We start from the raw sequence: 15,995 nt of genomic DNA, 5'->3' as shown, positions 1-15,995 counted from the left end.
ATAAAAAGCTCTCAAAATGAGAACTGTCGTATGTTTGGCGCTTTTCATCACTTCAAGTAATCCCTTTAAAGGACTTCTCTTTCCAGAGTTTTTGCGTGTTTTTCTAGGTACTCTTTCACATTTTCTAACGCAATACTGTCTTCTAAATGAAAGTCTCCAACTTTTGTTCTGACGAGTTTTGAAACATACGCTCCAACACCAAGTTTTTTTCCAATGTCAGAGCCAAGTGCACGGATGTAGGTGCCAGAACTACACTTCACGCGAAAATTGAAAGTGGAAACAGTGAACTCCAAAAGTTCAATGTCATAAATACAAATCTCGCGCTCGGGAAGTTCAACGCTGATGCCTTTTCGCACGAGTTTGTATGCGGTTTTACCTTTTACTTTCACTGCAGAATATTGCGGTGGAGTTTGAAAACTTTTGCCCAAAAAAGAATGAAGCGCATCACGAATATGTTCAGCATCAAGGTGTTGTAAGTTTTCAGCTTGATGAAGCGTTGTGATCTCACCCTCGCTATCACCCGTGCTGCTTACTTTTCCCAGCTCAAGCGTTGCAATATATTCTTTCTCAGTGTCGATGGAAATTTCCCCAAGTTGTTTTGTGTAGGCTCTGGTGATGGCAACCACAAGAACGCCAGATGCAAAAGGGTCAAGTGTTCCAGCATGTCCAATTCTTTTTTCTCCGGTGATGTTTCGAAGAATGCTGATGACGGTGTGAGACGTAATGCCGCTTGGCTTGTGAAGATTTAAAATCATATTTTTCCTTTGGAAAGGAGGGCTAGTCGTTTTTAAAAGCCTTGTCAAAGGAGGGTTTACAAACACTTTGCGGTGCATTACATCGCGGAGACTTTCAACGTCTTTAGAGAGGGAAATCCATGAGGAGTTCGTTTCAATCCAGTTTGCACACTCTTCCTCAGGGGGAATACTATGCGGCACTGTATCAAAAATACCTCTTTGAAACTAAAGCTTCCCTCATTGATCTGAAAGATCCAAGTTTACACTTTTTTACCTCAGCTGATTTCGATCGAAAAACATATCTTAGAGATCTTCCTCCACGTGATGAATTTAAGGGAAAAGGGCCAAAACTTGTTACGGTAGAAATGAATGCTGGCCTCGGTTCTTCGCTTGGAGTGACTGAAGCAAATGCTTCAAAAGCAAGTGGGGTAAGGTTTGTAGCGGGTTCAAAAGAAAATTCAATTTTACAAGCAAAGCTTGCTTGGTATGCAAAGCATGCAGATCGTTTTACATCTTTAGCAATACAACCCTGGAATAACCACCAGACTTCACTTTCCTGGGATGCCGTTCTTACTCAGAACTCAGACTTAGCAAAACAGCTTGAGAAAAATGGAGTGAAAATATTCGATCATGTTCTTCAAGCAATGTTTCCACGTTTGAAAAAAGACGAGGCTGTTCCCGTTGATTTTGGAGCGGAAGAAAAGCAAAAAGCTCCCGGAGGGCACGGACAAGTTCTTTTTCAGCTTTATCTTGATGGCTTGCTTGAGAGATTTCTGGATGATGGATATGAAGTCTTAGTCATGGCAAACACTGATGGGCTGAATTCTACGCCGGATCCTTTTATTGCTGATTACATGGTGAAGGAAAATATTTTGGGAGGCATGGTTACAACTGATCGCACTCCTCTTGATGCAAAAGGGGGAATTGTTGCGATTCGAGATGGAAAACTCGAGCTTATTGAACGTGCACAGGTGCTAGAAAGTCAAATGAATGTGTTTGAGCATATTGGTTTGAATGATGGAGAAAATCCTCAACCTTTTAATACAAATTTAATCTACATCAACCTCAAGCTCTTGATTGCGTACTTGGATACCTTGAGAAATCAACGTGGAGAAGAAGCTGTGTTAGCTGCACTTACCCCCGATTTAATTGTAAATCGAAAAAAAATAAAAGATGGTGATGTTTTCAGAGATGTCATTCAACTTGAAGGTGCTATTGGATCAGTCGTTCTCAGGTTTCCGAATGTAAAATTGTTCAACTTGCCAGCAGCACAAAGAGCTGAAGGATTCACTCCTGTGAAAACTCCGCCAGATGTGGTGTATCTTTATGATAGTGACGCGTTTCGTTTTGATGAGAACAGTTCACAGCTTCACGCAAATGTGCAAGGTACGTTCGCAGCATTCCATTTAACGGAATGGAATGGTTGGAAGCAACTTGAGGAAACCCGCGCTGCATTTGGTCATCCGGGCATGCGCGATTTAAAATCACTTGCTGTTATGGGCGAAGTAGTTTTTCCAGACGCCATTTTCCGTGGAGTTGTTGAAATTATCAACCATACTGGACAACGCTTTGATTTTTCACAATTCCCTCGTGCAGATCGAGAAAGCGGAAGACTTGTTTTTGATAATGTTCGTGTGATCATTGATGCAAGTGGCGTGAAATATGAATCTCTTCAACCTTAATGCTACGAATGAGTTATCACTTCTTCAATCACTTGTTGCTTAGGATCAAAACTTCGAAGCGCATTTAGCTTCAACTTTTGAATTGCTTCTTCATAACTTGAAGCTTGTTCCAACAGAGAAGCTTTGGGAACAATCCCCACAATTTCACTTCCTTTTACAGTTGTTCCAAGTTCTTTGGCGAGTTTTTCAATTTCTGAAAAAAGTGAATAGAGCGAACATTGTGTTGCATGATGAAGGTTCATGCTTACTTGTGTGCAATTATAGGCTTGATGAATCCATCCCATCGCTTGCACACCCTTGAATAATCCCGGTTTCCCGCCACTTCCACTTTCTCTTAACTTCGCAGCAATGTGTTGAGCGACTGAAAGATCTTTTGTGTTCAGCCCCACATTAAATGCAATCATCAGCTCACGTGCGCCAATGGCTGTCGCGCCAAAAGTAGGATGCGGAGTAATGGGACCATAGTCAGGTTTCCATTCAGATTGCGAAAGCTTTTGGGCAAGGTTTTCAAATTCACCTTTGCGAATGTGGTGAAGTTTTTGACGTAAACTATTTTGCGTTGAATAAGCGTACATAAAAACTGGAATTGAAAACTCCTCTCCAATTTTCTTTGCCATTTTTAAGCTGAATGCAATGCACTCTTCGAGGCTAATATTTTTAAAAGGAACAAGAGGAAAAACATCAATGGCTCCCATGCGAGGATGCAAACCGTGATGCTGCCGCATATCAATTGTTTCAAGCACCGAACTATAAAGTGCTGTGGCAGCTTTCTCCAGATTATGTGGAGAGACCACAAAACTCATCACGGTTCTATTTGCAATAGGGTCGGCATCGAGGTGCAAAAGTTGAAGGGTTGGGACATTCTTCAGGCAATCGGCAAAACGTTCAAGTTTTTGAAAGTCTTTTCCTTCGCTGATATTGGGAACACATTCAATGAGTTGTTTCGGCATTTTTACCCCACATACGCACGTCTTATAATGTTTGAAAGTCTGATGCTGAACATGCGGTATATTATAGTTTTTTTGGGATGAATCAAGTCTACTTTGTCACGCATTTGTAACTTGCAAAGAATAAAGCTTAGCGTTAGAAAGCCAAACTGTATACAGTTTGGCTTTTTTGCAGGTAGAGAGAAGTTGAGCAATACATTCAGTAAAGGGGAGACGAATGGGACTAAAGCTTTGTCCTTCGCAGCAAAAGTTGAAGTCTCAAAGAGCTGGCCAAAACGGCAATCGACTGCTTTGCCATGAGACACCTCCTGCTGTGGTAGCTTTTCCTCAAGCTAAAAAGGCGGGTGATATTTTTTTGCAACTCCCTTTTTCTTCTGCTTCCTTTCAAAAAACAAACCCGAATGATCACCAGTTCATACCAAACGAGTCAGATTTTGCTTCACTGCTTTCTTTTTTTAGAGCTGAAAAAAATATCAAAGACCGTGAAGCAGATGCTCTGCAACCCCCATCTTTTGCGGATCAGAGCCTTATGTCTCTTAAATCTTCTTTGAATGATGCTGCTCAAAAGGGGAATGCTCAGAAAGTTTTGGAAGACTTCAATGCCCTCGCAAAAACTGCAGTGGTGCGTGCGAGATTTTCTGATTTTCGCCAACACATTGCAGAACTAGAGCAAGAGCTTTCTCAAAAAAAATTAAATTTAGGAAATGTAACGGTTCAACTTTCTACTGCAACTCAGGCTTGTGGGGATGAGTTTAAAAAAGAATCATTGTCAGATCTCTACGCAGAACTGCAAGTGTCTAAACTTCGTCAACGTGAAGCTCACATTCCACAGTTGAAACAACAAGAAGCATCCTTAAGAGCTGATATAGCTTCACTGGAAGCGCGCCTTGAAAACTTGAAGCAAAGACACCATGATGAGGCATTGCTGGCAGTGACTACCGTGGTGGATGAAGCAAAAAAAATATGGGGCTCACCAAGTCTTTCAGAAGAAGATCAAAAACTTTTCCACGATATTCTTCCAGATGCAAAAAGTTTTTTATCAGATGCTTTTGTTCCTTCAGAAATTTATGCTTCACTTGGATTGGCTTTTGAAGAAGCTGGTGAAAAAGTTCAGGCGCAAACGCTGTATGGTGAAGCTTCAGAGAGAGCAAGAGATGTGGCGACAAAAAAGTTTTACAAATTGAATCAGATTCGCTTAGACCCTCCCGAAGTTGCAGTGCAGCAAATTAATGAATTGAAGGAACTTGCGCATTCTCTAAAGCAGTTAGAGCCGCTTGCAGTATCATTTGCGCAGTCAGAAAAGGAAGCTCAAACCTTCCAAAGCTTAATAAATCAGCATCAACGGGCGATGGCTTCAGCGTCTTCAGATGAAGAGAGAAGTGAAATTTCACGAAGTTTTCAAGAGGAACACGGAAATTTTTTACGCCACTTTCTTGCTCAACATCAAGTAATAGATCCGCATACGTTTGCTGAGCTGCAAGCAGAAGATTCTAACCCACTTCTTGATAAACCGTTAGATCCACAAATTGCAGGATATTTTCCTCAAAGCATAGCTCCAGAAGTATATAATCCAGAAAAAAGAATTACAGATCCTGACATTGCAGGTTCTCTCCCTCCGGGAGATCTTGAAAAGGTGCGTGTTACAAGGGCGTTGGCCGACCACTTATTTCATCGTGCCCAAATGGGTCATCCCGCCATAAAAGTGTTTCAGCATCGTAAGATTCAGAACGATTTGGAAAAAAGAATTCAAGATCGATTAAGTGCGGGGGATCTTGCTTACGACGAAGCCCTTGTTCTTTTACAACATGCAGTGAGTGTCTTTGAATACAATTCTTCTCGATACGGAGCTATTGAGTCTGCATTTTTGAAAAGTGATGGCGATGTAAAAGAGGTAAACGCGTTAAGAGAAAAAGATAAACACTTTCTTGCTACTGCAGAAAATTTAGCCTCTCGTTTTTCAGACGATAAAGCCGTAGCTCACTTAGTGCAGGAAATGCATTGGCAATATGAAGTTGAAGGCAGGTTTGCTTATCATCATTACGAAGACGCAATTCATAAAGGTGTTACGGCTGTAAGCAAAGTTTTTCCTCACAGCGATTATATTGAAGCAAAGATTGAGCATTTGAAGCAAGAAGTTCCATCTCAGTTTTCGGATGGAGTTATTGTTGGTAATGAAATTACCAGAAGTGAAAAGGCGAAAGTTCTTGCAGAGCGAGAACTTGCGCTTGTTCAGCTTCATGGCGATGCTTGGCGACGTTTTGGTATTGATGCCGGTGCTGCTATTATTGGCGGTGGTTTGGGATGCTCCGTTGGTTCTGCTCTTGGTGGAGCGCTTGGTTTTGGAAGCCCAGCTCCAGGTGGTACGGCTGGTGGATCTACACTTGGTTGCACGATAGGGACAGCCATTGGTGGTGCAAGCGGAAGTATCGTCGCTAATGAACTCAATGCGTTGTACAGCGAAAAAGCATATCAAGATACTCTTCGTGCTGCTGCAACAGTTGGTATGACTGTTGTCACGCAAGCAGAAATGGCGGACTTGGCGTCTCAGAAAAAATCTGCAGTTTTCTGGAATGGATTGGCTGGTGGTTTTTTGTGGGCAAAAGTTGGAGCTGGACTCACAGAATTGGGAGACCTTGCCTTTACTGGAATGCGAAATCGTATCGTACGCGCTGGCGGGCTAGGAGGCGTTATGCAAGCTGCAGAGCAAAAGCTTGCGGCAGCTCTTGGTCTTGATATGGCGGCAACGCGCGTGGGAAGATTTTTTCAGTCTCGTGGTTTAGCAGTAGGAAGAAATTTACAGCCTGCTGGTTGGCCTACAACGCTTGCAATGGCTGCAGTTCCACCATCGGGGCAAGGTATGGGCAGTATAGTTGATGCCGTGATGGCTGGGGCAGGTAGTGTTTCCAAAGAAGCATTGCAAAAAGAAGGTCTTGTTCCACCAAGTTCAGGTTTTCGCGAATATTTTTCTAGGTGGTCGAGGGCATTTCTTAGAAATGCAAAAGACTCTCTTTGGCGAGGAGAAATAAACGCAGAAGAAAAATTGGCCATTACAGCTCTAAGAACCAGAGCAAGTAGGGCATTGCTTGAGGGCAAGAACGTGAGATCGTCTCTCTTAAAAACGAGAGCTGAGCTGAAAAGATTATACATCAGGTATTCACCTCCAGTTTTTTTCTTTGGAGGTACAGGAACCCTTGCTTATGATTGGATGTCCGATGGTGAGTTGAGTGCACCTGGCGCTATTGCAGGTTCGGTAGGGCTTGGCGGGCCGGCTTGGAAGCTAGCGGTTGGTTTAAGACGTCAAGGAAATGCTGTATATGTAGCTTTCAAAATGGCTTGGGAGTATGGCGCTCAATTAGAACAAGGAGTGCCTATTCTGCATCCAGATGGAAAGCGTCTCTTCTTTGACCTCTTTTTAGATTCTCCCTTGCGTGCGATTACGAACATTCAAACAGATGGACTTGTACGCGTGAACGGTGCTCTTGCAGATCCGTTTTTAAGAGGATCAACGCGTGCCTTAAATCATGTTCCTGGTGGAGGATGGGCAAACAGAAATGTTTTCAGCGCTCTTACTTCTGAGAGATGGAAGGGGATATTGTGGAACCCTGCTCATACCAAAGCAACTCTTCTTCATCCGGCTGGAAAATTTTTTCCCAAATACACCAATCTCGGAAAACTCTATCAACTCGCTTTCTTTGTGGTCCCTATTGGAGGTACTTCTTATCTTATGTCGGAAGCTCAAGAGGGAGATTTTGTAAATACTCTCTTGCCTCGGCTTTCTGATTATGCGCTGGGGGCCTTTTGGATTTTCCCTCATATAAAAGTTCCACGCGGCCTTGATACACGCGAAGCTGAATTTTTTGGGCGTTTGGCAAACACTCCCGCACGTTTATTTTGGAATGAGTTTGCACCAAAGTATATACAAGAAACACCGGCATATGCTGTTGCTACAACGTTTGCGGCCCACCATGATGAAAATAATACTGACTATCAAAAGGAACAAGACCTTGCCTTTAGTGCTTCTACAACCCTTTCTCCTTTTTCAGCTTTGATAGACGATAGTGGTCGTGTGGGCAAAGATAACTTATACAGAATGGATCCTAAAGGCAGAGCTTCTATGATAGCCACAAACCTCAGCCTTCTAGAGGGCGGAGAAAATCACGATTATTCAGAAACATTTATGGCCCATGTTGCTGTAGATGAAAGAGTTGCATTTCGTGATGCAGTAGACGGTTATCTCAACATAGTTGAATGGCGCTTGCGCGAACGTGAAAACAAAAACGCAAAAAATCCTGCATTTTTGGCTGAGACCATCTTGCTTGATGCTGAAAGTTTAGCAGCATTTATTGCTTCCACAGAAGCAATGCAAAAAGTTGAAAAAGCAAATTCTAATGAGCTCCTTTCTGATTCGGATTTGCTCTTTGCAGAAATGCTGAAAGTGCTTGAACGGTCTCCTGATGCATCAGATACAGTGTTGGCCTTAGAGCAGTTTGGTGAATACTTTGAACGTGCCAAAGAAAAAAAGGAAAAAGATTATTGGGCTGCTCTGCCTCCATATTTGAGAGAGCGAATTTTGCTGGCTGAGCGTGCTCAGAACTTGTTGAAAAAATATGAAAGTGTTTTCCAAAAGGTGCAATCTCAATTTGTAAGAGAAGGAGATCATCTTATTTGGAAAGCAGAGAGATAGGTTTTTAGAATGAATGTAGATTTTAACACTTTATTTCCACACTTGGTCATGAGTTTTTCTCTTCCCAATTTTACTTCACCTAGAAGAACTCCTTGGGGAGGACAAAAAATAGCAACTTTAAAAGATGTTCCTGCTCAGACAATTGGTGAATCCTGGGAAATATCTGCCCATCCTAGTTTTCCCAGCAGGCTTGTTGTGGGAGATGGAGAACTGTCTTTACCTCGTTTGCTTGAACAATTTCCTTGTCAAATTTTAGGTGAGAAATATCTCACCAAAAGAGGAAGGCAGTTTCCACTTTTGTTAAAGTTGCTTGATGCAGCTCAAAATCTTTCGGTTCAAATACATCCTTCAGATGCTACGTCTAAGAAAGGTGAAGCCGGCAAAGAAGAATGCTGGTTTATTCTTGGAGCTGAAGAAGGTGCGGGGATTTATCTTGGTCTCACAGAAGCCGCCAGCGAATCCGCAATGCGAGCTGCTTTGGTGGCAGGTGAGGATGTGAGTAAATTTTTAAATTTTGTTCAGGTGCATCCAGGTGAACTCTATTATGTTACACCAGGAACTCCGCATGCTATTGGTGCGGGCGTGCTTTTGCTTGAGCCTCAGCAAAGTTCAGAAACAACCTTTCGCTATTTTGATTGGAACCGGAAGCCGGCGCGAGAACTTCATGTAGAACGTTCTTTGCAAGAAACCAATTGGAGCGCTCTTCGTGGGCAAGCTTTTATTGAAAGTGTGAGACGTGTTCACAATCCAAACGGGAGCGAGCTTCAAACCTTGTGCGAAGCCGAGAATTTTGAAGTTTATACATTAGAGCTGGGAGCTGGAAAGAATGTTAGCTTTAACTTGAACGGACTTTTTGCACTCCTCACGGTAGTAAGAGGAACTGTTTTCGTTTCCGGATTAGAAGTAAAGGCTGGGCATTCGGTTTTGTTGCCAGCACTTTTACTGAATGCAGAGTTAGCAGCAACTGATTCTCATTCACAAGTGGTGATTACTTCACCAGTCGTTTAAGCATTTTTCGTACCCAAGCTCTCATGGCGCTTGAGTACAGCCTATAAAGCATCATTACTTCAAGGAGGTGAGATGGAAAAATTTTTCGCATTTTTTAGGACAGTGCCACACATACCGACGCTTCAGGACAAGCAAGAAATAAAAAGAAAATATAAATATTGGCGTTTTAGAATGATGTACGGAATGATGAGTGGTTACGCCGTGTTTTATTTTCTGCGTAAAAACTTTTCCATGGCTATGCCTTCATTCTTAAATGATCTCCATCTTACAAAAACTGATTTGGGCATCATGCTTTCTCTTTTTTCTATTATCTACGGAGTAGGAAAATTTATTTTCGGAATGGTAGCCGATAGGGCAAACCCTCGTGCCTTTATGGCCTTTGGTCTTTTTGCCTCTGCTATCGTGAGCATTTTTTTCGGCCTCAGTTCTTCACTTTTAACCTTGAGCATTTTTTGGATTTTAAATGGTGCTTTTCAATCTATGGGATGGCCACCATGCGCGCGTATGTTAACCCATTGGTATAGCCCAAAAGAATTGGGAACGAAGTGGGGAATTTGGAATGCATCGCATCAAGTTGGTGGAGCCGGTATTCTTTTATTGGCGGGATATCTTATTCCTCATTATGGCTGGCGTTCTGCTTTTTTTGTTCCCGCGTTGTTTGCAATGGGTTTTTCATTTTTCCTTTACAACCGTCTTCGTGATACACCTCAGTCGTTGGGCTTGCCGCCAGTGGATGTCTATCGCAACGAAGCTGATCCAGATCGACTTGACGAGCACGAAGATACCGCCGAATCAGTGAAAGAAATTTTGTTTCGATATGTGCTTAATAATAAATTGGTGTGGTATGTTTGTTTTGCCAATTTCTTCGTTTACATTGTTCGCATTGGTGTTCTTGATTGGGCTCCTACCTTTTTAGTGGAAAAAAAGGGAAGCACGCTTATTAGTGCTGGAAGTAATGTAGCTCTCTTTGAGATTGCTGGAATTTTTGGGGCTTTTTTTGCGGGCTTCGTTTCAGATAGAGTTTTCAAAGGGCGCAGAGGTCCGGTTAACGTAATTTTCATGTTGGCCCTTATTTTCTTTCTGTTTTACTTTTGGAAAATTCCAGCTGGGAACCCTTGGCTTGATGCAGGTGCCCTTATTGCTGTTGGCTTTTTAGTTTATGGCCCGCAAATGCTGGTGGGAGTTTCAGCTGCTGACTTTGCCACCAAAAAAGCTGCTGCAACGGCGAGTGGTCTCACAGGAACGTTTGGATATATTGGAGCTACCGTTTGCGGAGTGGGAACAGGATTTGTGGTTGATAACTGGGGCTGGGACGGAGGTTTTATCTTTTATCTCACGGCCGCAGTATTGGGGACACTTTTCTTTATGCTGACCTGGTCACATCGCTCTCCGAATTTAGAGAGAATCCACAATGGGAATAACAACAAGTAACTGATATTCCATGTTTTGTTCTCAAAAGGCCCTTTTTAGGGCCTTTTGTTTTTTCATTTCCAGGCTTGTAAGTGGCCCTCAAATATGACACAACATTTTCCACTTTTGACCGAAGAAGAGGATGATGAAGAAACAACGCATAACAGACCTGCCCGCAAGTGCCTTTCCAGAGCTTATTGCAGAGCTTGGAGCACCGGCGTATCTTGCCAAAGAGCTGAAGCTTTGGATTTATTCCAAAAAAGTTTCAAGCTTTGAAGAGATGAGCAATTTCCCCAAAGCTGTTCGCGAACAACTTGCAGAACGCTTTGATATCGACTGCGCCACGGTTTTCGCGGTGCAAGTTTCTGAAGACGGCACCAAAAAATTTCTCTGTGCATTAGAAGATGGCAAAGAAGTAGAATGCGTTTTGATTCCAGCTGATAAAGGCCGACGCACTGTTTGCATTTCTTCGCAAGTGGGTTGCGCCATGGCCTGCGATTTTTGTCGCACGGCAAAAATGGGCTTGAAGCGGCATCTTATTTTGGGCGAAATTACAAGCCAGCTGCGCATTGCAGCACGCGAAGCAGACACACCCATCACAAACGTTGTGTTCATGGGCATGGGCGAGCCGCTTCATAATCTTGATGCTGTTGTTGAAGCAACAAAACTGATGTACGATCAAGACGCCTTTGGACTTTCAAAACGAAAAATTACCGTTTCCACTTCGGGCCTCATTCCAAAGATGAAAGAATTTGTTGCACGTTCTGAAGTGAAACTTGCTATTTCACTTTCTGCTACTACAGATGAAATGCGCGACAAGCTGATGCCGGTGAATAAACGCTATCCGCTTAAAGACTTGATGGCGTTTTGTCGTTGGTACTCCGATGAATACAAACATCGCCTCACGTTCGAATACATTCTCATCGAAGGCGTGAACGATCACAAAGAAGATGCAATAAGGCTTGTTACTCTCCTTGAAGGTGTGCGCGCAAAAGTAAATCTCATTCCCATGAATCCGTACAAAGAAGTTGCTTATTATCCCACTTCGAGAGAGCGAATGTATTGGTGGCAAAATTATCTCGATTCAAAAGGGGTGAGTACCACCATTCGCATTAGCCGCGGACAGGATATCCTTGCTGCATGCGGACAGCTCGCCAGAGGCGAAATAAAACCAGCACTTCCAAAAATTGCGTAAAAGAACAGCTGAGCTACGTTTTTTTTCAGCTCTTTCTGCAAAACCTTTTTCCTTGCGATTCCCCTTTTTTCTGACTACTAAACGCCTGCTTTCATCGTTCTACACAAGGCCTAAGGAGTATATATGAGCAAGCCACATATTGGGATTATTGGAGGAAGTGGACTCTATCAAATGGATGGAGTTGAAATTATCGAAGAAAAACAAATGCAAACTCCCTTTGGAGCTCCGTCTGATGCGGTGATGTTGGGCACTATCGGCGGAAGAGACTTTGCGTTTTTGCCTCGCCATGGAAGAGGGCACCGTTATGCTCCTCACGAACTCAATTTTCGTGCAAACATTTATGCTTTAAAAGAGTTGGGTGTCTCTCACATCATTTCTGTTTCTGCAGTTGGAAGCTTAAAGGAAAACATTAAACCTGGTGAATTTGTGGTGGTAGATCAGTTTGTAGATCGCACCAAAGTTCGTCATCAAACTTTTTTTGAAGACGGTATCGTGGGCCATGTTTCTTTTGCTGATCCCGTGTGCAAATACCTCCGCCAAGATATTATCGCTGCTGCCAAAAAAGTGAATATTCCCTTTCATGATCGCGGAACCTATGTGTGCATTGAAGGCCCAATGTTTTCTTCACGCGCGGAATCTGAACTGTACCGCTCGTGGGGCATGGATGTTGTAGGCATGACCAACTATCAAGAAGCCAAGCTAGCGCTTGAAGCAGAAATTTCATATGCAACCGTTGCGCTGGTAACCGATTACGATTGTTGGCATCCAGATCATGAGTGTGTTGATGTGGAAATGGTAGTGCAAACCTTAAAGCAAAATGTCTCAAACGCGCAAAAACTTTTGCTCGCATTAGTACCCGCTGTAACAGACCACGACGATGCGCCAGCAAAGTCAGCATTGAAATACGCCTTCATGACCGATCCAAAACTTATTACCGAAGGTGTAAAGCGAAAACTTAAACCTCTTATTGGAAAATATTTTGATTAAGATACATAGACAGTTAAAATGTTGTCATCACGAGGAGCGTAGCGACGTGGTGATCTCGATTTTTAAAGTATCAGAGGAGATTGCCACTCCGCCAGAGGCGGATCGCAATGACAACAATTTAAAAAGTAAAAAAACATGAAAAACAAAAAGGGAGAGAACATGTCTATACTTGTGGTGGGATCAATTGCCTACGATACGCTTGAAACGCCCGTGGGAAAGCGAGATAATGTGCTGGGTGGAACGGCGACACACTTTTCAACTTCAGCTAGTTTTTTTACCGATGTACATGTTGTTGGAGTTGTTGGTGGTGACTTCGAAAGATCGCATATCGAATTTTTGGAAAGCCGCGGTATTAACTTAGAGGGCTTGCAAATTGTTGAAGGTGGAAAAACATTTCGTTGGGCTGGTCATTACCTGAATAATTTAAATCAAGCCGAAACACTCGACACACAACTTGGTGTCTTTGAACATTTCAATCCCACTTTAAGTGATGCGCATTCCAGTTTGCCCATTTTATTTTTGGGAAATATTCAACCACAATTACAACTTCGCGTGTTAGATCAAATGAAAGAACCGCGACTCATTGCCATGGATACCATGAACTTATGGATTGAACACGAGCGCGAAGCCTTGCAGCAAGTGATTGAGCGCATCGATCTTCTTTTTGTCAATGATGGTGAAGCAAAACTCTTAACGGGTGAAAGCAATATGGTTGTTGCGGCGAAAAAAATTCACAGCTGGGGCCCAAAGACAGTGGTCATCAAACGCGGTGAACACGGGGCTTTGCTGTATCATGAGCATTCCATGTTTGTCGCACCTGGCATGCCGTTGCCATTGGTAACTGATCCCACTGGAGCAGGTGATACCTTTGCGGGTGGCTTTTTAGGCTATCTTGCACGCGCTGGAAAGTTTGATGAAAACGCATTAAAACAAGCAGTTATCTCGGGAAGTGTCATGGCTTCTTTCCAGGTGGAAGATTTTGGACTTGATCGCCTTCGCGAACTTGAGCATAAAGACATCGATGGACGCTTCCGCCAATTTAAAACGCTTTCACACTTTGATGAGGTTGCCGTTTTTGGAGCTTAAAAACTGCAACGTCTGCTTCTGCACGTAAATTACAGCCCGGGGAGAAATCTCCGGGCTTTTTTGTTTTCGAGGTGGATATGATTTTTGGATTTGGCACTCGCTTATCTGGTCAACTGCTTGGTACTTTATCACTTGGAGCAAAAACTGCTACGCGTCTAGCATTTCCTTCCATTATCATTGCGCCAGATCCTTTTAGAGTTTCTGCTGAAGATACTTCAGCTCACTATTTTGCGCAGGTATGTCCAAGAAAATGTGAACCGTTACGATGGAAATTTGCTCAGCCAACAGCAGATTCTTTTCGACATGCTTCATATTCCGAAAATGATCTTGTGTATATGGGAATGATGGCTGCACAAGAATTTGCTCGGGATGATTCACCAGATTTACGTCCTCACAATGCGCTTGAAATGTTAGAACTTAAAGGCGGAAGATTGGCCGATCTTGCTCATGCGTTTTTGCACAACAGGCCTCTTTTTTCAGACTTGCTTCAAGCAAAAAATGCTCACATTTTTCTTTCTCATCTTGAAGCTTCTTTTTCTCTTTATCTAAGCGAAGTTGGAAGGCTTACTTTTGAAGGACAGCGAAATCGCATGTCCGCACTTGGAATGGTTGGAGATCTTGAATACATTGCCCGAGCGGCCATGCTCGTTTTTGATCATCTTTATTCTGATGAATCAGAACTTAAGGCGAGAGTGAGAGAACATCTCAGTACACGAGTTGACTTATTTGAAATGCTTTTCCATCGTCGCTATTTTGAAAAAACTTCGCCAAGCGACGTATATGCACTTTGGAGACTTGGGCTTCCAAAAGCTCTCACAAGCGCAAAGACATTTGTTATTGATGCTTGGTTTGAAGAAGGGCTTCAGTTTTCATACCAAGGATATAAAACAAAAGTGAGTATCCCCGATCGTTGGAGATTTATTCTTGAACCGCATCAAGCGAAAACTTTAAGAAGAGCGATGGGTGATCTTTATGTACTTTTTGTAAATCTTGCAAAGACAGGCTCTGATTGTTTTAGCTCAGCACTTGATGCTATTTGCATGGAAACAACTGAAGATAACATGATCAGCATTACCGTGGCGAATCTTTCAGACGAAGGCATTACTTCTTTTGATGAAAATGAAATTTCCAACTTGTTCGGTGAAGGTGAATGGAGCGTGAAGGTTCTTAAAGAAGGTGATAAGGGGATGCTACGGGTTCTTCTTGTTCCTCCTTTGCAACAACTTGTTTTTCAAGCTCCACCATATCATGTCGTTGATCGGACCGTGCGAGAGAAACCGAGTGACTCGGATATAGTACGAGAGACCTTGCGTGCACTTGGAGTTGGTGGAAATGCTCCTCCCGCACTACTCTAACCCTCCCCAAAGCACAGCTCTTGCTTCTTGCCAGGCATCGTTAGCTTGTTTATAGTGCCGCCTCATGGAACTGGTAGAAAAAGTCATTATTTTAAAACGCATTTCGTATGGTGAGTCTGACCATATTGTTTCTTTTTTTAGTAGACAATCAGGCCGATTAAGCGGCATAGCAAAATCAGCAAAAAAGTCGCAAAGGCGCTTTGGGTCTAGCTTAGAGCCAGGTACAGTTGCGGAAATTTCGTTTCAAAAAGGGAAGGGCGATTTGGTTTTTTTGAGAGAAGCAAAAACTGAACTTGCTTCTGTTGGTCTTTCAAAATCTTATAATAAAAGTGCAGTGCTCCAGTTTTTTTTAGAACTTTCACTTCGTTTTCTTCCCGAAGAACAAGTGGCGGATGAAAAATACGCATACATGCTTCGTTTTCTTTCGTACTTGCAAGAGCATGAACCAAGCTTACGAGATGTGATTCGATATTCATATCAGTGGCTCAAGTTATGCGGATTTGAGCCGGCGTTTTTTGAATGTAGCTCGTGCCAAACTCGCTTTGATCCAGGCTTGCAGAAGAGGTGGGTGCTCAGTTCAGATTTTTCACATTTGTTGTGTTCATCATGTAGAGAGATAGAGCATCAACATGATGTGTTTTTAATGCTTTCATTTTTTCATGCATTTCGTGCTGGAATAAAAACAAGCGTAGATCAACAACAAGCAGCATTTTCTCTTTTGACAAAACATATAGAATACATCTTAGATAAAAAATTAAAAACCGTGCAGTATTTGGACTTTGGGTAGAAGGGTTATTTTTTTGTCATCTTCGCGAAGGCGGGGATGTGGATTCACATTCGAAGTGCAACACTTGGTTCAAGAAGACCTCAGCAGGAGTTCGATAACCAAGACACTTCCGGGGAGTGT

At 42.8% G+C, this 15,995-nt stretch carries 11 protein-coding genes; 9 read left to right on the top strand and 2 right to left on the bottom strand.

Annotation, left to right across the window (positions count from 1 at the left end):
- Positions 1-65 precede the first annotated feature (65 nt).
- A complete protein-coding gene (gene truB, locus COV43_08075) occupies positions 66-833 on the bottom strand; it encodes a tRNA pseudouridine(55) synthase TruB (protein ID PIR24862.1) in 768 nt (255 codons plus the stop codon).
- A gap of 41 nt (positions 834-874) precedes the next feature.
- On the opposite strand from truB, the gene COV43_08070 reads away from it, so the two are divergent.
- Positions 875-2,416, top strand: a complete 1,542-nt coding sequence (locus tag COV43_08070) for a hypothetical protein (protein ID PIR24861.1) — start codon at positions 875-877, stop codon at positions 2,414-2,416.
- A gap of 2 nt (positions 2,417-2,418) precedes the next feature.
- Here COV43_08070 and ftcD read toward each other — a convergent pair whose 3' ends face one another.
- Positions 2,419-3,366, bottom strand: a complete 948-nt coding sequence (gene ftcD / locus COV43_08065; protein ID PIR24860.1) for a glutamate formimidoyltransferase — start codon at positions 3,364-3,366, stop codon at positions 2,419-2,421.
- A 214-nt stretch (positions 3,367-3,580) separates the two neighbouring features.
- On the opposite strand from ftcD, the gene COV43_08060 reads away from it, so the two are divergent.
- The 8 genes from COV43_08060 to recO all read left to right on the top strand — a co-directional run bounded on the left by COV43_08060 (position 3,581) and on the right by recO (position 15,875).
- Entirely contained in the window at positions 3,581-8,047 is a 4,467-nt protein-coding gene (locus COV43_08060; protein PIR24859.1) for a hypothetical protein, read from the top strand.
- Positions 8,048-8,056: 9 nt separating this feature from the next.
- The gene (locus tag COV43_08055; GenBank protein ID PIR24858.1) at positions 8,057-9,055 is read left to right on the top strand and encodes a hypothetical protein; all 999 of its coding nucleotides are present in this window, start codon (positions 8,057-8,059) and stop codon (positions 9,053-9,055) included.
- A 72-nt stretch (positions 9,056-9,127) separates the two neighbouring features.
- Entirely contained in the window at positions 9,128-10,486 is a 1,359-nt protein-coding gene (locus tag COV43_08050) for a hypothetical protein (protein PIR24857.1), read from the top strand.
- 121 nt (positions 10,487-10,607) lie between these two features.
- Complete coding sequence (gene rlmN, locus COV43_08045) at positions 10,608-11,660, top strand: 23S rRNA (adenine(2503)-C(2))-methyltransferase RlmN (protein ID PIR24856.1); 1,053 nt, start codon at positions 10,608-10,610, stop codon at positions 11,658-11,660.
- Between the two features lie 123 nt (positions 11,661-11,783).
- Positions 11,784-12,647, top strand: coding sequence for an S-methyl-5'-thioadenosine phosphorylase (mtnP, locus tag COV43_08040; GenBank protein ID PIR24855.1), 864 nt, complete (start codon positions 11,784-11,786; stop codon positions 12,645-12,647).
- Positions 12,648-12,806: 159 nt separating this feature from the next.
- A complete protein-coding gene (locus COV43_08035) occupies positions 12,807-13,733 on the top strand; it encodes a sugar kinase (GenBank protein PIR24896.1) in 927 nt (308 codons plus the stop codon).
- Between the two features lie 77 nt (positions 13,734-13,810).
- Positions 13,811-15,088 carry a hypothetical protein gene (locus COV43_08030; protein ID PIR24854.1) on the top strand — a complete coding sequence of 426 codons (1,278 nt, stop codon included), beginning with the start codon at positions 13,811-13,813 and terminating at the stop codon, positions 15,086-15,088.
- Positions 15,089-15,152: 64 nt separating this feature from the next.
- Positions 15,153-15,875 (top strand): DNA repair protein RecO, encoded by a 723-nt coding sequence (recO, locus tag COV43_08025; protein ID PIR24853.1) that lies wholly within the window; start codon positions 15,153-15,155, stop codon positions 15,873-15,875.
- Positions 15,876-15,995 lie beyond the last annotated feature (120 nt).

This window comes from Deltaproteobacteria bacterium CG11_big_fil_rev_8_21_14_0_20_42_23, from assembly GCA_002796345.1.
Classification (GTDB): domain Bacteria; phylum UBA10199; class UBA10199; order 2-02-FULL-44-16; family 2-02-FULL-44-16; genus 1-14-0-20-42-23.
This window is presented reverse-complemented; position numbering and strand designations above follow the sequence as displayed.